At 34.9% G+C, this 23,656-nt stretch carries 24 protein-coding genes; 2 read left to right on the top strand and 22 right to left on the bottom strand.

The annotated features are described in order from the left end of the window. Positions 1-128: 128 nt before the first annotated feature. Positions 129-500 (top strand): hypothetical protein, encoded by a 372-nt coding sequence (locus tag FDM27_RS10390; RefSeq protein ID WP_071184139.1) that lies wholly within the window; start codon positions 129-131, stop codon positions 498-500. Between the two features lie 153 nt (positions 501-653). Here the strand turns inward: FDM27_RS10390 and FDM27_RS10385 are convergent, their stop codons facing one another. The 18 genes from FDM27_RS10385 to aspS form a co-directional block, all read right to left on the bottom strand. After that, positions 654-1,646 carry a Gfo/Idh/MocA family protein gene (locus FDM27_RS10385; protein WP_140486278.1) on the bottom strand — a complete coding sequence of 331 codons (993 nt, stop codon included), beginning with the start codon at positions 1,644-1,646 and terminating at the stop codon, positions 654-656. 10 nt (positions 1,647-1,656) lie between these two features. Next, the gene (locus tag FDM27_RS10380; protein WP_071184138.1) at positions 1,657-2,373 is read right to left on the bottom strand and encodes a DsbA family protein; all 717 of its coding nucleotides are present in this window, start codon (positions 2,371-2,373) and stop codon (positions 1,657-1,659) included. 164 nt (positions 2,374-2,537) lie between these two features. Then, entirely contained in the window at positions 2,538-3,905 is a 1,368-nt protein-coding gene (locus tag FDM27_RS10375) for an NADH-quinone oxidoreductase subunit N (protein WP_140486275.1), read from the bottom strand. Between the two features lie 69 nt (positions 3,906-3,974). Next, positions 3,975-5,417, bottom strand: a complete 1,443-nt coding sequence (locus tag FDM27_RS10370; protein WP_140486273.1) for a NuoM family protein — start codon at positions 5,415-5,417, stop codon at positions 3,975-3,977. A 9-nt stretch (positions 5,418-5,426) separates the two neighbouring features. Then, positions 5,427-7,310: an NADH-quinone oxidoreductase subunit L gene (nuoL, locus tag FDM27_RS10365; protein WP_140486271.1), complete on the bottom strand. Its 1,884-nt coding sequence runs from the start codon at positions 7,308-7,310 to the stop codon at positions 5,427-5,429. 6 nt (positions 7,311-7,316) lie between these two features. Next, the gene (gene nuoK / locus FDM27_RS10360; RefSeq protein WP_026712543.1) at positions 7,317-7,637 is read right to left on the bottom strand and encodes an NADH-quinone oxidoreductase subunit NuoK; all 321 of its coding nucleotides are present in this window, start codon (positions 7,635-7,637) and stop codon (positions 7,317-7,319) included. 1 nt (position 7,638) lies between these two features. After that, positions 7,639-8,178 (bottom strand): NADH-quinone oxidoreductase subunit J, encoded by a 540-nt coding sequence (locus tag FDM27_RS10355; protein ID WP_071184134.1) that lies wholly within the window; start codon positions 8,176-8,178, stop codon positions 7,639-7,641. Next, positions 8,179-8,742: a NuoI/complex I 23 kDa subunit family protein gene (locus FDM27_RS10350; protein ID WP_071184133.1), complete on the bottom strand. Its 564-nt coding sequence runs from the start codon at positions 8,740-8,742 to the stop codon at positions 8,179-8,181. 114 nt (positions 8,743-8,856) lie between these two features. Then, complete coding sequence (gene nuoH, locus FDM27_RS10345) at positions 8,857-9,909, bottom strand: NADH-quinone oxidoreductase subunit NuoH (RefSeq protein ID WP_071184132.1); 1,053 nt, start codon at positions 9,907-9,909, stop codon at positions 8,857-8,859. Positions 9,910-9,912: 3 nt separating this feature from the next. Continuing rightward, on the bottom strand, positions 9,913-10,962 hold the full coding sequence (locus FDM27_RS10340) for a 2Fe-2S iron-sulfur cluster-binding protein (protein WP_140486267.1): 1,050 nt from the start codon (positions 10,960-10,962) through the stop codon (positions 9,913-9,915). A 72-nt stretch (positions 10,963-11,034) separates the two neighbouring features. Further along, the gene (nuoF, locus tag FDM27_RS10335) at positions 11,035-12,402 is read right to left on the bottom strand and encodes an NADH-quinone oxidoreductase subunit NuoF (RefSeq protein ID WP_071184130.1); all 1,368 of its coding nucleotides are present in this window, start codon (positions 12,400-12,402) and stop codon (positions 11,035-11,037) included. A gap of 1 nt (position 12,403) precedes the next feature. Beyond that, on the bottom strand, positions 12,404-12,934 hold the full coding sequence (locus tag FDM27_RS10330; protein WP_140486264.1) for a complex I 24 kDa subunit family protein: 531 nt from the start codon (positions 12,932-12,934) through the stop codon (positions 12,404-12,406). Between the two features lie 3 nt (positions 12,935-12,937). After that, the gene (locus tag FDM27_RS10325; protein ID WP_071184128.1) at positions 12,938-14,176 is read right to left on the bottom strand and encodes an NADH-quinone oxidoreductase subunit D; all 1,239 of its coding nucleotides are present in this window, start codon (positions 14,174-14,176) and stop codon (positions 12,938-12,940) included. Positions 14,177-14,208: 32 nt separating this feature from the next. Continuing rightward, entirely contained in the window at positions 14,209-14,730 is a 522-nt protein-coding gene (locus FDM27_RS10320; protein ID WP_071184127.1) for an NADH-quinone oxidoreductase subunit C, read from the bottom strand. Position 14,731: 1 nt separating this feature from the next. Then, positions 14,732-15,280 carry an NADH-quinone oxidoreductase subunit B gene (locus tag FDM27_RS10315; RefSeq protein WP_071184126.1) on the bottom strand — a complete coding sequence of 183 codons (549 nt, stop codon included), beginning with the start codon at positions 15,278-15,280 and terminating at the stop codon, positions 14,732-14,734. Between the two features lie 161 nt (positions 15,281-15,441). Continuing rightward, positions 15,442-15,807 (bottom strand): NADH-quinone oxidoreductase subunit A, encoded by a 366-nt coding sequence (locus tag FDM27_RS10310; RefSeq protein ID WP_071184125.1) that lies wholly within the window; start codon positions 15,805-15,807, stop codon positions 15,442-15,444. 235 nt (positions 15,808-16,042) lie between these two features. Further along, complete coding sequence (locus FDM27_RS10305) at positions 16,043-16,237, bottom strand: cold-shock protein (protein WP_035634121.1); 195 nt, start codon at positions 16,235-16,237, stop codon at positions 16,043-16,045. A gap of 128 nt (positions 16,238-16,365) precedes the next feature. Next, positions 16,366-18,114, bottom strand: a complete 1,749-nt coding sequence (gene aspS / locus FDM27_RS10300) for an aspartate--tRNA ligase (RefSeq protein WP_140486262.1) — start codon at positions 18,112-18,114, stop codon at positions 16,366-16,368. A 235-nt stretch (positions 18,115-18,349) separates the two neighbouring features. Here aspS and FDM27_RS10295 point away from each other — a divergent pair, with 235 nt between their 5' ends. Then, positions 18,350-18,697 carry a toxin-antitoxin system YwqK family antitoxin gene (locus tag FDM27_RS10295; protein ID WP_071184123.1) on the top strand — a complete coding sequence of 116 codons (348 nt, stop codon included), beginning with the start codon at positions 18,350-18,352 and terminating at the stop codon, positions 18,695-18,697. A gap of 191 nt (positions 18,698-18,888) precedes the next feature. Here FDM27_RS10295 and FDM27_RS10290 read toward each other — a convergent pair whose 3' ends face one another. The 4 genes from FDM27_RS10290 to FDM27_RS10275 form a co-directional block, all read right to left on the bottom strand. Next, positions 18,889-20,448, bottom strand: a complete 1,560-nt coding sequence (locus tag FDM27_RS10290) for a PepSY-associated TM helix domain-containing protein (protein ID WP_140486259.1) — start codon at positions 20,446-20,448, stop codon at positions 18,889-18,891. Between the two features lie 3 nt (positions 20,449-20,451). Continuing rightward, the gene (locus tag FDM27_RS10285) at positions 20,452-20,754 is read right to left on the bottom strand and encodes a hypothetical protein (protein WP_140486257.1); all 303 of its coding nucleotides are present in this window, start codon (positions 20,752-20,754) and stop codon (positions 20,452-20,454) included. A gap of 13 nt (positions 20,755-20,767) precedes the next feature. Beyond that, positions 20,768-21,097 carry a hypothetical protein gene (locus FDM27_RS10280; RefSeq protein ID WP_071184120.1) on the bottom strand — a complete coding sequence of 110 codons (330 nt, stop codon included), beginning with the start codon at positions 21,095-21,097 and terminating at the stop codon, positions 20,768-20,770. A 61-nt stretch (positions 21,098-21,158) separates the two neighbouring features. Continuing rightward, on the bottom strand, positions 21,159-23,618 hold the full coding sequence (locus FDM27_RS10275) for a TonB-dependent receptor (RefSeq protein ID WP_140486256.1): 2,460 nt from the start codon (positions 23,616-23,618) through the stop codon (positions 21,159-21,161). Positions 23,619-23,656: the final 38 nt, after the last annotated feature.

The following is a 23,656-nucleotide window of genomic DNA, read 5'->3' as shown; positions in this document are numbered from 1 at the left end:
TCGAGCTAAAACGTTTTCGTGAAAGGTAAAATAGCATATTAATAGGGAAATCTACTGTTCTTTTTCAAGTAAAGCTTGTGCTATCTTTGGTATAGTTAAATGATTATAAATCTAAAAAACATTGTATTATGAAAAAGATTTTAAAAATTAGTTTAGTGTTAGGAATCGTTCTATTAGCGATGAATGTGTATGCAGTTGCGGTTAATTTTTCATTACATAATAAATTTCGACAAGAAAAAATGATCTCATTTGGTTTAGAGGATAAAGATCAGGTTAAGATAAGTATTTATGATGCAAATGATAAGTTAATCCATAGTGAGAATCTTGCGGTTGATGGAAAGCTGGTTAGAAGTTATGATTTGAATAACTTTAATGAGGGAGTGTATTATTTAGTAGAAGAGTCTAAGACTAAAATTACCAAATATGAAGTTTTGGTTTTGAATGATTCGGCAACAATAATGTCTAATCCTTTTTCAGAAGTAGTAAAGCCTAGTTTGTAATATTAAAATAATTATAGAAAAAAAAGTTCAAATTTAATTTTTGGCACGAATTATGATAATTAAAAAGAGGTTAGAAATTTGCTATTTGTTAGTAATTAATTAGTTTGTGTAGTTAAAAAAAAGCTTCGGGTGGTTCTGAAGCTTTTTTTATTTTTATAACACATTAATAATTCTATCCATAACCCAGCTGGTATGTGTGGCCGATTCTCCGTTAGAAGGGTGAATTCCCTGGTCTGATAATTGATCTTTCATTTGTTGAACATGATGAAGCTGAACGTTTTCAGGGTGTTCAATAAAAAGTTCGATTTTTCCATTTTCGTTTGAAAGAATCACAGGAGTTTCATCAAAAATTGAAAACTCAATGCTTCCCTGACTTCCATAAATAATTACTTTGTCTTCTCGGGTTGCAGTACCAAAGTTCCAACTTCCTGTTCCTGTAATTCCGCTTTCATGCAGCCAGCAGGCTACAAGAGCATCTTTGGACGAATATAAATTTTGTTGATTAATGCTTATTCCGGATACTTCTTTAATATTCCCCAACAGATAATTGAATAAGTCTAATCCGTGGCTGGCTAAGTCATCAAAATAGCCTCCTTTAGCAATTGCAGCATCGGTACGCCAATTGTATAAACCTGATAAATCCTGAGGAGAAGCGGGTTTACTCAAATGCCAGTTAATATGACGGATTGCTCCAATACTATTGGATTCCAGCCATTTTTTTATTTGATCAAAACGGGGTAAACTGCGTCTATAGTAAGCTACAAAAAGCGGAATCTGTTTTTGTTTAAATGCTTCGTAAATGGCTTTGCTGTCTTCATAACTTGGAGCCAAAGGTTTTTCGATGCAACAGATTTTACCGGCTTCGGCAACTTTTAATCCGTACAATTTATGTGAATCGGGAGGAGTAGCTATATAAACTGCATCGATTTCAGGATCGTTGATAAGAGCATCAGCATCCGAATAGTATTTTTTTATACCATGTCTTTTAGCATAATCGGCTGCTTTTTCGGCATCGCGTCGCATTACGGCAACAATTTCGAATCCTTCCGTTTTTTGGTAAGCAGGGCCGCTTTTTTTTTCGGTTACATCGCCACAACCGATGATTCCCCAACGAATTATTGTGTTTTCTTTATTTATAGCACTCATTGTTATTGAATTAATTACAACCATCAATACCACAGCTGTCCGCTGAAGTAGCGTTCAAGATAGTAATTTTTGATTCGAATTGTCCTTCTTCCCAAACTTTTTCTAGTGTTTTTACAAATGTTTCCACATGCTGTGCTCCTGAAATGGCGTACTTATTATCGAAAACAAAGAAAGGAACACCCTGAACTCCGATTTTTTGAGCCATTTGCATGTCTTCTTCAACTTCTCTGGTGAATGAATTGGAGTTTAGGACTTCATCAACTTTATCGACATTAAGACCAACCTGAATTCCTAGTTGTTTTAAGGTTTCCTTATTATTTACATCTTTACCATCTGTAAAATAAGCTTTAAAAAGCAATTCTTTTAGTTCAGAACCTAAATTTTGTTTTTTTGCCAGATGCAATAAGCGATGTGCATTTAATGAATTAGCCATAACCGATTTCTCAAAATGAAATTCTAATCCAGAATTGGCAGCATTCTGTGTCATGTTTTCTAACATTTCGATAGCCCAATCTTTATCTTTTCTGTATTTTTCGGCAAGATGTTCGACTAAATTATCATCATCTGATGCTATGAAATTAGGATCTAACTGGAAACTTTTCCATTCGATTTCTATTGCATCCTGATGGCCAAATTGTGAGATTGCATTTTCTAATCTTCTTTTTCCAATATAACAAAACGGACACATAATATCCGACCAGATTTGTATTTTAAGTTTGTTTTCCATTTTTAACTTCTTGAAGTTTGTATATACAAATGTAGTTAAAAGATTTTGGAAGTAATTGATTTTTATATTTTTATTAGGAAAATCAGCTGGCTTAATAAAACAAAAAAACCATCAATCCCGATAGCTATCGTGACTTGATGGTTCTGTATATTGAGTTTTTTCTTTTACAATAAATCCAATACAAAGGATGGGAATAACCCTAAAGCAATATTTAAAACAATTGCAACTACAGCAACGGCATAATAAACTGTTGGAGTTGGTATTTTAGTTTCGTTTGGTTCTTTAGTGTACATAGCCAAAATTAGTTTGAAATAGTAACCTATACTGATGATGGAATTGATTACACCGATTATTACTAATGCAATAAATTCTGCCTGAATTGCCTGATTGAATAAAAACAGTTTGGCAAAAAAACCTCCAAAAACAGGGATTCCAGCCATTGATAATAATGAAGCTGTTAAGATAGCTGCCATCAAAGGATTATTTTTTCCTAAACCATGAAAATTAGTAATATCTTCGTTTTCTTTGGTTTTACAAACGTATAAAATTACTGCAAAAGCTGCGATTCCTGCCAGTGCATAAGCGGAAGTGTAATATAATAATGTTCCGGATGATTTTGAGATACTTAGTAAAGTCATTAACATAAATCCGGCGTGTGAGATTCCGGAAAAAGCCAACATACGTTTTACGTTGATTTGGCGTAAAGCCATGATATTTCCAACTGTCATCGAAGCAATAGATACAATTACAATAATCAACTGAAATGCTGGAGAAATATCGGCATTCATTGTTTTAACCAATTTGTATAAGGTAGCAATAGCCACCACTTTTGCCAAAGTACTCATTAAAGCAGTAGTCAAAGCAGGAGAACCTTCGTAAACATCTGGTGCCCAGAAGTGGAACGGTACAGCTGCAATTTTGAAAAGCATTCCGATAAATACTAGCACAATTCCAATTGGAAACCAAATTGGCAATTCGGCTGAACGGGATAATTCACTAATTTCAGTTACATCAAAGCTTCCCATAGCTCCGTAAATTAAACAGATACCAAAAAGGATAATTCCCGAAGCAAAAGAACCCATCAGGAAATATTTCAATCCGGCCTCATTACTTTTAATGCTCAATCGGTTGCTTGATGCCAAAACATATAAAGCAATTGACAAAACTTCGATTCCTAAAAAGAACATTGCTAAATTTCCAAAAGAAACCATAGCTACAGCTCCTGCAAGCAGGAATATTTTTATGGCAATAAAATCGGAGATTTTAGTTTGATGATTTTCGTAGAATTTATGGCTCAAACTTACTAAGAAAATGGTTAGTATGATAAACAATCCTGAAAATCCCGACGAAAATTTACCCACAACAAGCATGTTGTTATAGTAACTATTAGGGTTGTTGAATTCAGAGATGTCTAAACCAAGTATAGCCAATAAACCAATAACAACTATTGGAATAATTGCTTTTCTAGCATCAAAAATTTCAAATAAAAGGCATAAAATACCTAATCCTATTATTGCTATTAATGTATTCATATTTATTTTGTGATTCAGGATTTGAGTTATGAAAGACTCAAATCTTTAGTTTGAATTTAATTTTTAATATTATTGAATTCTATTTAATGTTCTTAAAATCTGATCCAAACTAGGAGTGATTAATTCGTTTATTGGTCTTGGATACATTCCAAAAAAGAAAATAACCGCAATAATAATAACCAAAACTAAGGTTTCGTGGAAAGTTACATCGGCAAATACCTTTGTATTGGTTTCTCCAAGCATCACTTGTTGGTACATTTTTAACATATAATAAGCTCCTAATATAATTGTTGTTCCGCCTAGAATGGCAAACCATACATTAATTTGATACAAACTATATAAAACAGTGAATTCTCCAACAAAGTTAAAAGTAGTAGGTAAGGCTACCGAAGCCAGAACTAAAATCATAAACAATGAAGCAAATTTTGGTGCTTGTGAACGAATACCACCCATATTGGCAATTTCTCTGGTATCGAATCTTCTGTAGATGATTTCGGCTGCAAAGAACAATCCTACTACCACAAAACCATGAGAAATCATTTGTAAAACAGCTCCACGCAATCCGTCAATGTTTAGTGTATAACAACCGGCTGCAATCAATCCAACGTGTGCCAATGAAGAATAAGCCAATAATTTTTTCAAATCTTTTTGCCTCAAAGCCACAATCGAACCATAGATAACACCTGCAATTCCGAGTCCAATTAATATTGGTAAATAAGTTTTAGATGCAATAGGAGTTACAGGTATTTGCCAACGCAAAACGCTATATAATCCCATTTTTAGCATAATACCTGATAAAAGCATGGTACCAACCGTAGGTGCTTTTTGATATACTTTTGCCTGCCAGGTATGGAATGGAATAATCGGTATTTTGATAGCATAAGCTAAAAAGAATGCCCAGAAAATCCAGAATTGTTCTGTTCGGCTTAATTCTACTTTGTAAAAATCGGTGATTAAGAAAGTGCCGGATTTTTGGAATAAATAGATAAAAGCAATTAGCATGAACAAAGATCCTGCAAGTGTGTAAATGAAAAATTTCACCACTGCTTTCTTGCGTTCTTCAGTATCTCCGTTACCCCAAATTAAAGCAATGAAATAAATAGGAATCAATGCTAATTCCCAGAAAATATAATATAAAAGGCCATCAGTGGCTAAGAAAGTTCCTGTCATAGCAAATGCCATGAACAAAATTAGCGCATAGAAAGATTTTGCATTTTTATATTCATTTCCAAAAGAAGAATAGATAATCAAAGGAGTTAATGCTGTTGTTAAAAACAACATGATTAATGATAATCCATCAGCAGTTAGTGTAATTGTAATTGAAGGATCGTTAATCCAGAGTTTGAAATAACTGATGTTTTCTCCTGAATTATAGCTATTCAATAAGACAATAGATAATCCAAAAACAACTAAGCTGAATAATAATGCCACTTTTGAAGCCAGTTTATCGCCGGCAAAGTAAGTTGCAAATGCACCAACAAGAAGTATAATTAATAGTAGTGATACGTTCATGATATAAAATTATTGAGCTAAAAATAAATAAGTTACTATACTGCAAAGTCCTAGAACAAATACAAACAAGTAAAAACCAATGCTTCCTGTTTGTAATTTTTTCCCTTGGTAACTTAATTCGTTGGTTACTTTTCCTAATCCAAATACTGTAGCTGATAAAGCAGTTTCTACATAATCTCTAAAGAATCGTGATAAGGTATTTGTTGTTTTTACAAAAATAACGTCATAGATTTCATCCACATAATATTTGTTGTACAATACTTTTGAAAAACCAGTGATTTCGGCATCTTCAGCTGGAACCTGGCTTTGTTTGATGTATTTTACAAAAGCAATTGTAATTCCTATGATTCCACCCAGAACAGCAATTGCCATCAAAGTATATTCGGTTGTCCCAAAATGATGTGCTTCGTGAGCTTCTTTCGAAAATAATGGCGCTAAATAACCATTCAACCAGCTATTTGTTGGTAAACTAATCAAGCCACCAATAGTTGCTAAAATGGCCAATACAATCAGCGGGAAAGTAATTAATCCCGGGCTTTCGTGTAAATGACTTTTCTGGTGCTCAGTTCCTCTGAATTCTTTGAAGAAAGTCAAATACAACAAACGGAACATATAAAAAGCAGTCATTAACGAAGCTAGAGAAGCAATAACCCAAAGTGCTATGTTATGATGAAAAGCAGTCATTAAGATTTCATCTTTCGAGAAAAACCCTGAAAAAGGAGGAATTCCTGAAATAGCCAATGAAGAAAGTAAGAAAGTAATAAAAGTAATTCCCATTACTTTTTTCAATCCGCCCATTCTGCGCATATCTTGTTCTCCGTGTAAAGCGTGAATTACGGATCCTGAACCTAAGAACAAACAAGCTTTAAAGAAAGCGTGAGTGATTACGTGGAAAACAGCAATTTCATAAGCGCCAAAACCTAAAGCTAAGAACATTAATCCCAATTGTGAAACGGTAGAATAAGCCAATACTTTTTTGATATCGGTTTGAACCAAAGCAATCGTTGCAGCAACTAAAGAAGTTACAGCACCAATAATAGCGATGATGTTTTGTACTTCGGGAGCTAAATCAAATACATAATTTAATCTTGTAATCATGAAAATACCAGCAGTAACCATGGTTGCAGCGTGAATCAAAGCTGAAACTGGTGTTGGTCCAGCCATCGCATCAGGCAACCATGTGTACAAAGGAATTTGAGCCGATTTACCACAAGCTCCAATGAACAATGCAAAGGCAGCAATCGAAATCATGGTAAGGTCTAAATTACCAGAAGTAGCAATCGCCGTTTTTAAAGTAGTATAATCTAAAGTAGAGAACAAAGAACCGATGATAAAGATACCGATCAACAATCCTAAATCTCCTATTCTGTTCATGATGAAAGCTTTTTTAGCCGCATCATTGTAATCCTGGTTTTTGTGCCAAAATCCGATAAGCAGGTAAGAACAAAGTCCAACGCCTTCCCATCCGATGAATAATACCAATAAGTTGCTTCCAATAACTAAGGTAATCATGAAGAAGATAAACAAATTCAGGTAAGCAAAGAACTTGTACATATTCTCATCATCGTGCATATAGCTGATAGAGTAGAGGTGAATTAAAGAACCAATTCCTGTTACAAAAAGCAACCACAAAATTGATAATTGGTCTAAAAGGAAACCAAAATTCACACGGAAATTGCTGATTTGAATCCAATTGAACAATTCAATTTCAATGGCTTCTTTGCTTTCGTTTATTTGAAGGAAAAAAACAAGGGTAGCAACAAATGAAACTACAACTGTTAATGTCCCAATAATTCCTGAAGCCGATTTTCCAATCTTTTTTCCAAAGAAAATATTAAATAAAAATCCTAAAAAAGGAGCTAATAATAAGAGTAAAGCTAAATTCGTATTCATTATTGTTTATCCTTTTAAGTTTTTTAAATTATTAATATCAATCGAACCTAAGTTTCTAAAAATAGATACTAAAATCGCTAAACCTACTGCAACTTCAGCCGCAGCCACAGCCATAGAGAAAAACACAAAAACCTGACCTTGTGCATCCTGATGATAGGTCGAAAATGCCACAAACAAAAGGTTTACCGCATTCAACATAATTTCGATCGACATAAATACGATAATAGCATTTCGTCTGTATAAAACTCCAAATACTCCAATACAAAAAAGTATTACAGAAAGGAAGATATAGTTTTCGATGCCTATTTCATTTAAAATATTAGTCATTTTATTTCTCCGTTTTTTCTTTTTTAGACAATAATACTACGCCAATCATCGCTGTTAAAAGCAAGATAGAAGCAAATTCAAAAGGAACCATGTATTCGTTTAATAAAACACGTCCTAAAACTTTGATCGATTGGTAATCTTCACCAGTTGCAATGTATTCTCCGGCTATAGGTTTTGAATTGATAAACACTAAAATCAAAACAATACAGATTAAACAAAAGGAAACTATAGCTCCCAGTCGGGTAATACGCGGTTTGTGAACTTCATTTTCTTTATTCAAATTCATTAACATGATGGTGAATAAGAATAAAATCATAATTGCTCCTGAGTAAACAATAACATGAACAATAGCCAAAAACTGAGAATTCAACAGTAAATAATGTCCGGCTATAGAGAAAAATGAAATTACCAGATACAGTGCGCTATGGATTGGATTTCTACTAAAGATGGCTAAGAAAGCCGTAATTACTGTTATAAACGCTAAGAAACAAAATATAATTTGTACAGTAGATGCGTGTGCAAAATCAGGAATATGTATCATTTAGTTAGCCTTTTTAAGCCCGCCCGCTGCAAGCTGGTTAGTATTCTTGATAGCCATTTCTAAAGGCATCACTAATTTATCTTTTCCAAAAATAAAATCTTCTCTTTCATAACTCGAAGGAACCAATACTTTTGAAGTAGTTAAATAAATTGCGTCTTTAGGACAGGCCTCTTCGCACAATCCGCAAAAAATACAACGCAACATATTAATCTCATATATTTCGGCATATTTCTCCTCGCGATACAAATGTTTTTCATTGGCTTTACGCTCGGCAGCTTTCATAGTGATGGCTTCTGCAGGACAAGACAAAGCACACAATCCGCAGGCAGTACAGTTTTCTCTTCCCTGTTCGTCACGTTTCAACATGTGTTGTCCGCGATATACCGGACTCATGGTGCGCACTTGCTCAGGATACTGAATAGTAACCTTTCTTGAGAATAAGTGTTTTAGTGTAATGAATAATCCTTTTACAATCGCAACAAGATACAAACGCTCTAAAAAAGTCATCTCTTTGTTAGAGACTTGTTTTTTTCTTCCCGATAAGGATATGGTTTCTATTGACATCTTTATTTTATTTTTTATTTGAAGCTATTCCCGCTTTTCGCTGTATCTTTTATTTCGCTATCGCTTCATAAAAGGATGCCGCTTCAATCGGGGCTAATGCTAATCTTTGCTAATTTAAAATCCTAAAAATGCTATGATTTCATGTCTCAAAATTACAATTCCTGTAATCATGATATTTAATATTGACAACGGAATTAATATTCTCCATCCTAAATGCATCAATTGATCGTATCTGAATCTTGGAATGGTCCATCTTACCCACATATAGAAAAAGATGAAGAAACATATTTTTGCAAATAAAACTCCAATTCCGATTAGGTTTGCCAAATTTACGCCCCAGTTTTCTACTGCCCAACTCATTCCCGGATAATTGTATCCACCAAAGAATAAAACAGCAAGAATAGTTGAAGAGATAAACATATTGGCATATTCAGCAAATAAATAGAATCCCATTTTCATAGATGAATATTCCGTATGATAACCTCCAATTAATTCACTCTCACATTCTGCTAAGTCAAAAGGTGTTCTGTTCGATTCAGCAAATGCACAAATCAGGAAAATCAAGAACGAAAGTGGCTGATAAAACACATTCCAGTGCATGCCTTCTTGTTGTAAACTAATTTCTCTTAGACTCAAAGTTCCTGTCATCATTAGCAAAGCAATAATGGATAATCCCATTGCTATTTCATAAGAAACCATTTGAGAGGTAGCTCTTACCGCACTCATTAAAGAGAATTTATTATTGGAAGCCCATCCTCCAATGATGATTCCGTAAACTCCAACCGAAACTACTCCAAAGAAATACAATAAAGCCACATCAATATCGGCAGCTTGCAGGATGATGTCTCTTCCAAAAAGATGGAATTTATCCCCCCATGGAATTACGGCACTTGTCATTAAAGCCGTGCTCATAGCTACAGCCGGTCCTACATAAAATAAAAATTTATTAGGTGTGTTGGGTTCAAATTCTTCTTTCGAAAATAATTTTAAACCATCAGCAAGAGGTTGTAAAATTCCTCCTTTTCCGGCTCTGTTAGGACCAATACGGTCTTGTAACCAGGCTGCAATTTTTCTTTCTGCAAGTGTAGAATACATTGCCATAACCATTGTAATGGCAAAGACAACAAGAATGATAACACTTTTTTCTATAATAATTGTACTGTCCATTTTTTATAGATTACCATTGTTAAATTCATCTTGCTCTTCTTTGTTTAATGGAATAGCAGTCATACTGATTTTTTTACGGTCTTGCTCTCTGCCTTTTAGAATTCCTTCTTCAGTAGCGATATGAACTGTTTCCATTTCACGGGTGTAATTATTTTGATTGATAACCGAATCTTTATCAAATTTTCGAGGTCCTTCAATAACCCAATCCGTAACTTCTTTTTTGTCAAAACGACAAGTGTTACAAATAAAATCCTCTACTTCGTGGTATTGGTCTTTTCTTCCGGTAACTCTTTGAATTTCATTTCCAAACATCCAAACCGTAGTATTTCCGCAACATCCCGGAGTCGTACATTCTCTGTGCGCATTATACGGTTTGTTGAACCAAACTCTCGATTTAAAACGGAAAGTTTTATCAGTCAAAGCTCCTACAGGACATACATCAATCATATTTCCTGAGAATTCATTATCAATTGCTTTAGAAATACAAGTCGAAATATTAGCATGATCACCGCGGTCTAAAACTCCGTGAACTCTTTTGTCAGTCAATTGATCGGCTACTTGTACGCAACGTTGACACAAAATACAACGGTTCATGTGCAATTGAATATTTGGACCAATATCTTCCGGTTCAAACGTTCTTTTCTCTTCTATAAAACGTGTTTTTGATTTTCCGTGTTCAAAGCTTAAATCCTGTAAATCACATTCTCCTGCCTGATCGCAAATAGGGCAATCTAACGGGTGATTGATCAATAAAAATTCAGTAACCGATTGTCTGGCTTCTCTTACTCTGTCTGAATTTTTACTGTTTACTTCCATACCATCCATACATCCTGTTACACAAGATGCCATTAATTTTGGCATAGGTCTTGGGTCAGCTTCACTTCCTTTGGAAACTTCAACTAAACAACAACGGCATTTTCCACCGCTCCCTTTTAGTTTAGAATAATAGCACATCGCAGGCGGAACTGATTCTCCTCCTATCATACGAGCCGCTTGTAGAATGGTTGTTCCTGGTTCTACTTCTATGCTTTGACCGTCAATTGTTACTTTCATTATTACAATATTTTACTCCTGAGAGTGTCTTGTTTTTGAAATCAATCCCGATAAGCTATCGGGACGTTATTTTTAAATCACTTGTTTGCTAACTAAATGCCTTACTTTTTCAAAAGGCTCATTTACAAAGTGATCTCTGTTTTTTATTCTTTCAGGGAAACGAACATGGTATTCAAATTCCTCTCTAAAATGACGAATAGCTGCTGCTACCGGCCATGAAGCCGCATCACCAAGAGGACAAATGGTGTTTCCTTCTATTTTAGACTGAATACTCCACAATAAATCGATATCTTCTTCGCGTCCGTGACCGTTTTCAATTCGGTGCAATACTTTTTCTAACCAGCCTGTTCCTTCACGGCAAGGTGTACATTGCCCACAGGATTCATGGTGATAGAAACGAGAGAAATTCCAAGTGTTACGTACAATACAAGCCGTATCATCATAAACAATAAATCCTCCTGAACCTAACATCGAACCTGTTGCAAATCCGCCGTCGCTCAATGATTCGTAAGTCATTAAACGATCTTCACCATTAGCAGTTTTGAAAATCAAATCGGCTGGTAAAATCGGCACAGATGAACCTCCCGGAACCAAAGCTTTCAAAGGTCTGCTGGATGACATTCCTCCTAAATATTCGTCAGAATTCATAAATTCATCAACACTTAATCCCAATTCGATTTCGTAAACTCCCGGATTTTTAATATTTCCCGAAGCCGAAATTAATTTAGTTCCAGTTGATCTTCCAATACCAATTTTAGCATAATCATCACCTGAATTGTTTACAATCCAAGGCACTGCTGCAATAGTTTCTACGTTGTTTACCACTGTTGGGTTAGCCCAAAGCCCGGAAACAGCAGGAAATGGCGGTTTGATACGTGGATTTCCTCTTTTACCTTCTAACGATTCGATTAAAGCGGTTTCTTCTCCACAGATATATGCTCCTGCTCCGCAGTGAACGTGTAATTCTAAATCGTAACCTGATCCTAAAATATTTTTCCCTAACCATCCCGCAGCTTTTGCTTCGGCAATGGCTCTTTCTAATATTTTAAAAACCCACATGTATTCTCCACGAATGTAGATATAAGAGCGGTTTGCTCCCAAAGCAAAACTCGAGGTAATCATTCCTTCGATTAATAAATGAGGAATAAATTCCATCAAATATCGGTCTTTGAAAGTTCCCGGTTCTGATTCGTCGGCATTGCAAACCAAATGTCTTGGCTTACCTGATTTTTTGTCAATAAAACTCCACTTCATTCCGGCAGGGAAACCAGCTCCACCACGACCACGAAGTCCTGATTTCTTTACTTCCTCAACCACTTCATCAGGAGTCATTGATTTTATGGCTTTTTCTACTGAAGCATAACCGCCTTCTCTGCGGTAAACTTCGTAGGTTTTAATCCCCGGAACGTTGATTTTGTCTAATAATATTTTCTTTGACATCTTATTTATCGTGTAATATTATTTTATTATCTCGGCAATCAGCAATTAACTGATCGATTTTTTCTTTCGTCAAATGCTCTTTGTAAAAATCACCTAATTGCATCATTGGAGCATATCCGCAAGCACCTAAACATTCTACACCTCTTACTTCAAAAAGTCCGTCAGCAGTGGTTTCACCAATACCAATACCCAATTTTTCGCAGGTATAATCCATTAGATCTTCTACTCCGTTTAGGCAGCAGCATGAAGTTTGGCAAAATTCAAACATGTATTTTCCAATTGGTTTTAGGTTATACATGGTATAGAAAGTGGCAACTTCGTAAACTTCAATAGGTAATATTCCAAGAATATCTGCGACCTTATCCATCAGTTCAATACTCAACCAGTTGTCGTGAGCATCCTGAACTTCATGTAAAACAGGTAATAAAGCTGATTTTCTTTTATCTTCAGGATAATGACTAATTAATTCATTGATGCGATTCATCAATGCTTCAGTCATGTTTATTTCTTGTTTGTAATGTGTACGTTCCATAATTTATGCGTCTAATTCTCCGGCAATTACATTTAAGCTGGATAAAATAACAATGGCATCAGATAGTAATGCACCTTTTATCATTTCTGGGTAAGCCTGGTAGTAGATAAAACAAGGTCTTCTAAAGTGAAGTCTGTAAGGGGTTCTACTTCCGTCAGTAACCAGATAAAAGCCTAATTCTCCATTTCCACCTTCTACCGGATGATAGATTTCGGCAACCGGAACAGGAACTTCTCCCATTACAATTTTGAAATGATAGATTAAAGACTCCATATTGTGGTAAACATCTTCTTTTGGAGGCAAGTAGTAATCAGGAACTTCAGCATGGTATTCATTTCCTTCCGGCATTTTTTCTAAAGCCTGACGAATAATGCTTAAACTTTCCCAAACTTCGGCATTACGCACGCAAAAACGATCATAAGTATCTCCTGATTTTCCTACCGGGATTATAAAATCGAAATCTTCATAAGAACTATAAGGCTGTGCAACACGAACATCATAATCAACACCGGCAGCACGTAAATTAGGTCCTGTAAAACCGTAAGCCATAGCTTTTTCAGCCGAAATTGCTCCTACATTAACGGTTCTGTCAATAAAAATTCTGTTTCTTTCGAATAGGTTTTCAAATTCTTTCCAGGCAGGAGGGAATTCTTCAAGAAAAGTGTTTAACAATTCAAAAGCTTTTGGCGACCAGTCTCTTTCAAAACCACCAATTCTTCCCATGTTAGTTGTTAAACGAGCTCCACAGATTTCTTCGTAGATTTCATATACTTTTTCTCTAAATTGAAAAACATAAAGGAAACCAGTATAAGCACCGGTATCAACTCCTAAAATCGAATTACAAATCAAGTGATCGGTAATTCGGGCTAATTCCATTACAATAACTCTTAAATACTGCGCTCGTTTAGGAACTTCAATATTTAGTAATTTTTCTAAAGTCATCCACCATCCCATGTTGTTGATAGGAGAGGAGCAATAGTTCATACGGTCAGTAAGTGGAGTGATTTGATAGAAAGGACGATTTTCGGCAATTTTTTCAAAAGCACGATGGATGTAACCGATAGTTGGTTCGGCATCTAAAATTCGCTCTCCATCCATCAACAGAATGTTTTGGAAAATTCCGTGAGTAGCCGGGTGAGTAGGACCTAAATTCAGGATAGAAAGCTCGCTTCCGTCTTCATTTGATCGCTCCTTTATTATTTTAGCATAGCGATGCTCTGGTGGTAATAATAGTTCTGACATTTATAGAATGTGAAAAATTATATATTGTTTTTTTAGCAATTGTCTATTGTTCTTCCGAAGAAACGGTCGTCTTTGTCTGTTCTTCCGCCATCTTCCATTGGGAATTCTTTACGCATTGGGAAAGAAATCATTTCATCCATATTCAAAATGCGTTTCAACTGTGGATGACCAATAAAATTGATGCCGAAGAAATCGTATGTTTCTCTTTCCATCCAGTTTGATGTCAGGAAAATATTAGATACCGTTTTGATTTCAGGGTTTTCTGCATTAAGAAAAGCTTTGATTCTGATGCGTTTGTTTTCGTACCAATTGTGCATATGATATACAACCGCAAATTGTTTCTCTGCCGGATTATCCGGATAGTGAATCCCGCATAAGTCAGTTAAGAAATGAAAACGCAATTCAGGGTCGTTTTTTAAGAATAAAATGATAGCGGTATTGTTGTTAGCATTGATTTCAAAAGAAAAAACGTCTCTTTCCTGTTGGAAATTGAAAACTTCTTCTGCAAATGTTGCTGTTAATTTTTCTTGAATAGCTGTGTTTTCTAATGCCATTTTATTTGATATTATAAGAAGCTAATAATTCTTGATACTCAGGCGAACTTCTTCTTCTTACCGATTCTGATTTTACCAATTCCTGTAATTTCATCACGCCATCAACAATTTGCTCCGGTCTTGGCGGACAGCCTGGAACATAAACGTCAACCGGAATTACTTTGTCAATTCCCTGAAGAACAGAGTAAGTATCGAAAATTCCACCTGAACAGGCACAGGCACCTACAGAGATTACCCATCTAGGCTCTGACATTTGTTCGTAAACCTGACGTAAGATAGGAGCCATTTTTTTAGAAATAGTTCCCATAACCATTAACATATCGGCTTGACGAGGAGAGAAACTTACACGTTCAGAACCAAAACGTGCCAAGTCATAATGAGATGCCATTGTGGCCATAAATTCAATACCACAACAAGAAGTTGCAAAAGGCAATGGCCAAAGTGAATTGGCACGAGCCAAACCTACAACGTCATTTAGTTTTGTGGCAAAGAAGCCTTCGCCAACAACTCCTTCTGGTGGTGCAACCATATTTACTTTTGAATCGCTCATTTTTTATTCTTAGATTTCTGATTTCGATTTTAGATTGTTGTAAATCCTAAAAACAAAATCAATTTTTTATATCAATTTTTAATTTAAGAAGTTTGCTTTCAAATCTGAAATTCTAAATTCATGTAATCTAAAATCTAAAATCTGAAATCTAAATTCTTTTTTTATTCCCATTGTAATGCTTTCTTTTTGATGATATAGAAAAAACCAACTAAAAGCAAAGCCATAAACACAATCATTTTTATCATTCCTTCCATTCCCAGTTCTTTGAAGTTGATTGCCCATGGATAAAGGAAAATAACCTCAATATCAAACAATACAAACAAGATAGCAACCAGGAAATATTTTACTGAGAAAGGAATACGTGCATTTCCGACAGATTCAATTCCACATTCAAAATTTTTGTCTTTAGCTTCTGACTTTCTTTTAGGGCCTAATTTTCCTGAAATGAAGATAGTTGTTACAACAAAACCGATAGCAAGTAAAGCTTGCATTAGTATTGGAAGATAATTGAATTGTTCCGTTTGCATAATAATATTTTTTCGCTAAAATAAGTCACAAAGATATGCTTCAATGTTATAAAACACAAGTAGACAATCAAAATTAGTGGTTGGTTTTAAGGTGTTTTTTTCTAGTTTTTAATGATTATAAATAAGCTTTTTTAGGTTTTCTTAAAAAAAACTAAAATTTTAACTTTTCATTATAAAAAAAGCGTCCCGATAATTATCGGGACGCTTTGCATTCGGTAACAAAAAAATATTTTGTTTAGATAACTGCAACTTTAGCAGCAACTTTTCCTTTTCTTCCTTCTTCTTCTTCGTAGCTAACTCTGTCACCTTCGCGTAATTCTTCCGCGCTGATTCCTGAAGCATGAACAAAAATGTCTTTTCCTGTTTCTTCGTCTGTAATGAATCCGTAACCTTTTGATTCATTGAAAAATTTAACTGTACCTGTACGCATTGTAATAGTAATAATAATTTATAATAAGGCAAATGTAATGTTTAATTACATACGAAAATGATTAATAGCAACTTTTTTCATAAAATAATTGATATTCAGTGTATTCAAGGCTTTTCGAAAGATATTTATTATAAATCTAGCTGTATGTGTAATTCGTTTAATTGAGCATTATCAATGGCTGACGGAGCGTCAATCATCACGTCTCTACCGGAGTTGTTTTTAGGGAAAGCGATGAAATCTCTGATAGTTTCCTGACCTCCTAAAATGGCAACTAATCTATCTAGTCCAAAAGCTAATCCACCATGAGGAGGAGCTCCAAACTGGAAAGCATCCATTAGGAATCCGAACTGCGCTTTTGCTTCTTCTTCAGAGAATCCTAAATATTTAAACATTAATTGTTGGGTTGCTTTATCGTGAATACGGATAGAACCTCCTCCAATTTCATTTCCGTTTAAAACCATGTCGTAAGCATTAGCGCGAACTTCTCCCGGTTTGGTTTCTAATAAGGCAATATCTTCCGGTTTTGGGGAAGTAAAAGGATGGTGCATTGCGTGGTAACGACCGCTTTCTTCATCAAATTCCAACAATGGGAAATCAACAACCCAAAGCGGAGCGAATACTTCCGGATTACGTAATCCTAAACGAGTTGCTAATTCCATTCTTAAAGCACTCAATTGTGCTCTCGTTTTATTAGATGGACCCGAAAGCACAAAAATCATATCGCCTGCTTTAGCACCGGTTGTTTTTGCCCAATTGGCTATATCTTCCTGATCGTAGAATTTATCTACTGATGATTTAAAAGTACCGTCTTCGTTGCATTTTACATACACCATTCCTGATGCTCCTACTTGCGGACGTTTTACCCAGTCAATTAAAGCATCAATTTCTTTACGGGTGTAGTTTCCGGCTCCCGGAACTGCAATTCCTACTACTAATTCAGCAGCGTTGAATACAGGGAATTCTTTGTGTTGTGCAAATTCGTTCAATTCTCCAAATTCCATTCCAAAACGAATGTCCGGTTTGTCATTTCCGTATGTTTTCATCGCGTGCTCGTATGTCATGCGAGGGAATTTGTCAACTTCGATTCCTTTGATTTCTTTTAGTAAATGACGTGTTAGCCCTTCGAAAATGTTCAGGATGTCTTCTTGTTCTACAAATGCCATTTCGCAGTCAATTTGTGTGAACTCTGGCTGGCGGTCAGCACGTAAATCCTCGTCACGGAAACATTTCACAATTTGGAAATATTTATCCATTCCACCTACCATTAATAATTGTTTGAAAGTTTGTGGCGATTGAGGCAAGGCATAAAATTGTCCTTCGTTCATACGGCTTGGTACAACGAAATCTCTCGCTCCTTCAGGAGTAGATTTGATTAGATAAGGCGTTTCTACTTCACAGAAATCCAAATCTGATAAATATTTACGAACCTCCATTGCCACTTTGTGACGGAATAGCAAACTGTTTTTTACCGGATTTCTTCTAATATCTAGGTAACGGTATTTCATTCGAATGTCTTCACCGCCGTCTGTTTCATCTTCGATAGTAAATGGAGGAGTCAGAGCACTATTTAATATGTTTAGTTCAGAAACTAAAATTTCTATTTCACCTGTTGGGATATTTTTATTTTTAGCTTCTCTTTCGATAACGGTTCCCTTAACCTGAATTACAAATTCGCGTCCAAGAGTTTTTGCTAATTCGAATACTGTTTTTTCAGTACGACTTTCGTCAAAAATTAATTGTGTAATTCCATAACGGTCTCTTAAATCGACCCAATTCATGAATCCTTTATCACGTGATTTTTGAACCCAACCTGCAAGTGTTACTTCGGTATTGATATGTGAGGCGTTTAACTCGCCACAATTATGACTTCTGTACATTATCGAAAATTTTAATTATTTGGTTTATAAGTCTAAAAAAAGACACGGCTGCAAATTTAGAACTAATTATGTACATTAAATTGAGAAAATTGAATTTTTAATGCTGGCTTTGATTTCCGGTTTTTATTTCCAATGTTAAGTTTTCGTTCTATGTTATTAAATTGTTACCAAATTGTTTTTTAAATGTAAATTAATATCTAAATTTGATAAAAGAAACCACTTAAAATTTTACATTATGAAAAAATATATAATTATCGGAGCATTATTAATCACAGGAATGATTTTTGCACAAACCCCAAAACCTCAATTAGAAGCCGTTGGAAATAAAGTAAAAGCAACTTATTTTCATGAAAATGGAAAGGTTCAACAAACAGGTTTCTTTAAAAACGGAAAATTAGAAGGGAAATGGACTTCTTACGATCAGGATGGAAACAAATTAGCTATTGCTGAATATAATAATGGTGAGAAAGTAGGGAAATGGTTTTTCTGGAAAGATTCTACTTTGAGTGAGGTGGATTATTCTAATAACCAAATTGCTTCTGTGAAAAATTGGAAAAAAGAAGCAATAGTTAATGCGGATTAAAAATTACAATTGTTAATTATGAAAAGGCTTTTCCTGAAATGTTTCGGAAAAGCCTTTTTTTATGGGATTAATGGTCTGTTTTGTTGTTGGTTTTTAATCTCTTTAGGTTTAGTTCCTCGAAGCTATGCTTCGTTTTTTACTGCAGATTCGCAGATTATAATATGAAAATCTGCGAATCTGCGGTTGTTTTTCTAATACCTCGTGGGCTCTGCCCCGAGGCAGTTTATTTTAAATCCTGCATAGAATGTTATAGCGGAAATAACAATCCAAAAAACATCTACAAAAAACAATTGAAATTGATGATTGCCAAATGAAATCCAAAACCAATTCCCGGTTGTTAGTCCGTTGGCAATTGGAATGATAAAACCCAAAATACTTCCTGAAAGTAAACAAGCCTGATTGGTAAAACGATTGTTTTTCTTTAGAATAAAAAAGATAGACAATAACAACCAACTAATAAAATAGATACTGTATATGTTGTCTTGTCCTAATGGATAAAATACTTTGGCAGCAATAAAACTCATGGCCGTAACCGGAAACATACTCAGACAAATGGCCAGATATATGCGAACAACTCCTTCATTAAAACGTCTTTTTTTCTCAGGAACATTTTTTTTGTCTCGGGCAACCAGCCAAATCATTACTCCCGAAATGATTACAAAACAACTTAGGATTCCTAATACAAAACTGATAATTTTTAATCCATAACCTCCATAATCACCATAATGGATGCGGTACAATATGTTTTTTACACTATCCAAATAAGTCGTTTGTGTATAAGGGTCTTTTTTAGCAACTATTTCGCCAGTAGCAATTTTATAAACTATTTTGCCAATTCCGGTAAATTTCTTGTTGTATTGGATTTCGCCTTCTACTAAAACATGCATATTTGCATCGCCGTAGTTTTGAATTTCTACACGGGTGATGTCAAAATCATTCCAGTTTTTTTTAGTTGCAGCAACTATTTCGTTAATACTGAAATGTTTCGTTAGCGGTTTGTTTGCAAATTCATATTCAGCTGTGGTGTATTCCAGTTCTTTGTATAATTGATCCTGATCGCCTTGGTATAAAAATTGAACAGCGGGTGCAACAATAAGTAATTTAATCATAAAAAAAGCACCGGTAACCGCATATACAAATTGAAAAGGCAATCCCAACATTCCCAGCGAAGTATGCGCATCAGTCCACCAGGTTTTTAGTTTTTCTTTTGGTCTGAAAACATAAAAATTAGATACAATTTTTTTCCAATGCAATAAAACTCCGGTTATAATGGCAAACAGAAAAAATAAAGCAATAAATCCGGATAAATAATAACCAACCGGGTAGGGAATTTGTGCCAGAAAATGCAAGCGATAAATGAATTCACCCAGATTGTATGAATCAACATAGGTTGTAGTCTTATAGGTAGTATTGTTCAGGTATAAAAACTGACTTTCTCTGGCTTTTTTTGTGGCCAGACTATCTTTAGTAGCTTCAAGACGGGCAGCAATGTTTTTTTCGTTGTGAGTCTGAGAAATAGTTATTTTTCTGCCTTGTAAGTCGTAAGCTGTATCGAGTACTTTTATTGCCTGGTCGTAATTTAATTGTATTTCATTTGAAATTACTGCCGATTCTCCACGTTCCCAACTGGCAATATCATCTCTGAAAAAAGAGAATGAACCCGCGAAAAAAATCACATACAAAACAACGCTGATAACAATTCCACTAACGGTGTGGGTGTGAAAAAAGATGTTGTAATTTCTATTGCTCATGGTTTATTTTGTTATCGTATTATAGTTTTGTCCTAAGTATAGTAGTCCTGAAAAAAATAGACTTAGGCCTAAATAGATTAACCAAATTTTCCAGCCATTTTTAGCCAAAAAAGCGATTACCATCAAAGCGACCCAAACTATAAAACCACTAAAAGCCATTGTGATGATAATATTGGCTTTGTTAAACCAACTAGCCAGAGCCAGATGAAAACTAATGGAAACCAAATAACCGCCTAAAATAGCTGCGGTTATTTTGGCAAAACGTTGCCATTTGGATTGCGTTAAATATTTTGGATTAGCCGGCATTTTTTAAAGTGTGTTAAGAATAAATTTCGAAAAATAGAGCAAGTAAAAGTATTCCTAAAATAAATCGATGACTGATGATTTTCAAAGGAGCTAAAATTACAACCAGACTTCCTATAGTCATGATTTGGATTAGGAAAATAAGTGTTGAAACTCCTGTAGCTTTTAATGAAATTAAAGTGCTATAGGCAATTATTAAAATTCCTAGTCCAATAAAACGGGAAGGCTTTGCATTTTGTTGAATCCATCTTTCTATTGGAAAGTTAGTTGATAAAGTTGCTTTTTTAGAGGTATTGTACAAAACATAAAAAGCAAAAAATACAGTTAAGCTAACTAATGAAATCATAATTATTTAAATTAAGAAACAGCTTTCTTTGCATGAATAAGAAAGCTGTTTTTTTGTTTTTTTAGAATTTATAAGAGAAACTGGCAGAGGCACTCCTCATATTTCTAGGGTGAATAGTTGACCATCCATCATAGGTATCTACATTGGCAATATTGTCAATTTTTAATGTTAAATTGAATTTGTCATTTCCATAGAAAATTGACGAATTCAACACGGTGTATTCAGGAATTGTAAAAGTTCCTGTTACTGCTCCATGAGTAATTTTGTTTTCTCCTGAATAGTTACCTCCAAAACCGATTCCGAATCCTTTTAAAGTATTTTCCTGAAAACGGTAGCTTGCCCATAAATTTGCGGTATTGTATGCGCCTGCACTGGTTGGTCTGTAGCCCACTGTAGTAGCATCACCTTTGGTTACATTTGCATCAACATAGCTATATCCGGCTACAATATTGAATCCTGAGATTGGATTTGCTATAATTTCTGCTTCAAAGCCTTCATTTTTTTGAGCACCATTTTGGAAATAAGTAATATCAGTGGCAGAATTTCGGATGTTATAAACACGGTCTGTTACTTTTATCTTGTAGTAATTAAAAGTACCATATAATTTATCTCCAAATAAATTCAATTTTGTTCCAAATTCTAACTGGTCAGCATGTTCCGGATTAAAAACACGTGGCGTTCTTGTTGTTCCATTGATATCTTCTGCAGGAGCAACGTTTGTAAATCCGTTCATGTAGTTGGCAAAAAGGGAAACTTTGTCTAAAATAGGCTGGAAAACCACACCAAATTTTGGTGAAAGTGCTGTTTGATTGTAAGTGCCATTTTGTGCATTCATAAAACGATCTACACGTAAACTTGCCATGGCAGATAAACTTGGTAAAAAGTTGATTACGTTTGAAACATAAGCACTATAAACCTCTTGTTTTGTTTTGCTATTGTTTACAGTTGCTCCGGCTAATAAGGCATCAGTTGCATTTTTACTTAATTTGCCGTTGTCTCCTGTAGTAATGTATTGAGCCGGATTAGTTATTCCAAAAACATTTTCGTTTACAGTTTGTAAATCATCATTTCCAATATATATGCGTCCGTTAACAATGTAGCCGGTACCGTTGTCAATAATTTGACGATTAAAATAATCCAATCCGGCAACAATTCGGTTTCTCATGTTTCCAATTTTGAAATCTCCGATAAAGTTTTGTTGGATATCTGTTGCTAAAGTTGTTGAGTTTTGATAATTAATATAACGGGCAAATACTACTCCTTCAGTAATAGCAGGGAACGATGTAGTTCCTTCAAACAAGTAGCTGTAATATCCTTCTGATTTTGCTGATGTTTTTGAAATTGCTGTTTGTGAAGTCCAGGAATCATTTATTTTATAGAACATTTGTCCTTGTAAATTGAATGAAGGTGTTTTGATTGACAGGTTGTTGCTGGTGTAAGAACGTTTGTTGTCATATCCTAATTCATCAATATTGTTAACTCTTAATGGAGTCGAACGGGTTAAGAATAACATGGTAGCATTAGTCGCTTCATTACTTAAAAATTCGGTGTTAATTAAGAAAGAAAGTCTGTCTGAAGCTTTGTATAACAAGGATGGAGCTACAAATAAAGCTTTTCTGAATCCGGCATCCTGAAAACTGTTTTCGCTATGGTAAGCAGTGTTGATTCTAAAATTAACCGTTTTGTCTTCGTTGAGCGGAGTGTTGATATCGGCTGTTACCCGGTTTAATCCGTATGAACCTGTAGTGTAATTAATTTCTCCTCCAAAACGCTCATAAGGAGTTTTAGTGGTAATGTTAATTAAGCCTCCGTATGAAACGATGGTGCTTCCAAATAAAGTTCCCGATGGGCCTTTGATTACTTCAATTTTATCAATGTTAGCAGGATCTAAACTACCGTTTGAGATGCCTGGTAGCCCATTAAGTGCTCTAGGCTGTACAGCAAATCCACGTAGTGAAAAATATCCCGCACCATCACTTCCACGACCTGTTGAAGTCCAAAGCGGTTGTATTCCCGGAGCATTTTTTAGTGCGTCATCAATATTGGTAACCACCTGTTCTTTTAGTAATTCAGATGAGATGGTGGTATAAACCTGCGGGTTTTCAAGATTTTTAAGTGCTAATCTTGATACTTGCTGATTTTCTTTTTTAGCAAAATGATTTTTTTTGCCTCCGTTGATAAGCACTTCGCTTAGTTCTTCTGAATTTGCAATGATAGTAGCATCTTGTGTCAGTTCCTGACCTTTAGTTAAACTTATTTTAAGTTCTTTGGTGATGTATCCAATTGCCGAAATCTTTAAGGTGTAATTTCCGGTTTTGATGTTTTTTAGCTTATAATTTCCTTTGGAATCAGTTATTGTTCCTAAGCCTGTACCTTTTAAAATTACAGAAATGTTTTCTGGAGATTGTTTGTCATTTAATGTAATTTGTCCTTTGATAGTCCCTTTTTCCTGTGCCCAGTTTGTACCTGATGACAGAACGAAGAATAAGCATAAAATAGCTAGGGTAGATTTTATTTTCATCTTATTTAGAATTGTTTTTGATAGCGCAAAAGTAAAAG

Source organism: Flavobacterium sp. GSA192, from assembly GCF_006386525.1.
GTDB classification, from domain to species: Bacteria; Bacteroidota; Bacteroidia; order Flavobacteriales; family Flavobacteriaceae; genus Flavobacterium; species Flavobacterium commune.
This window is presented reverse-complemented; position numbering and strand designations above follow the sequence as displayed.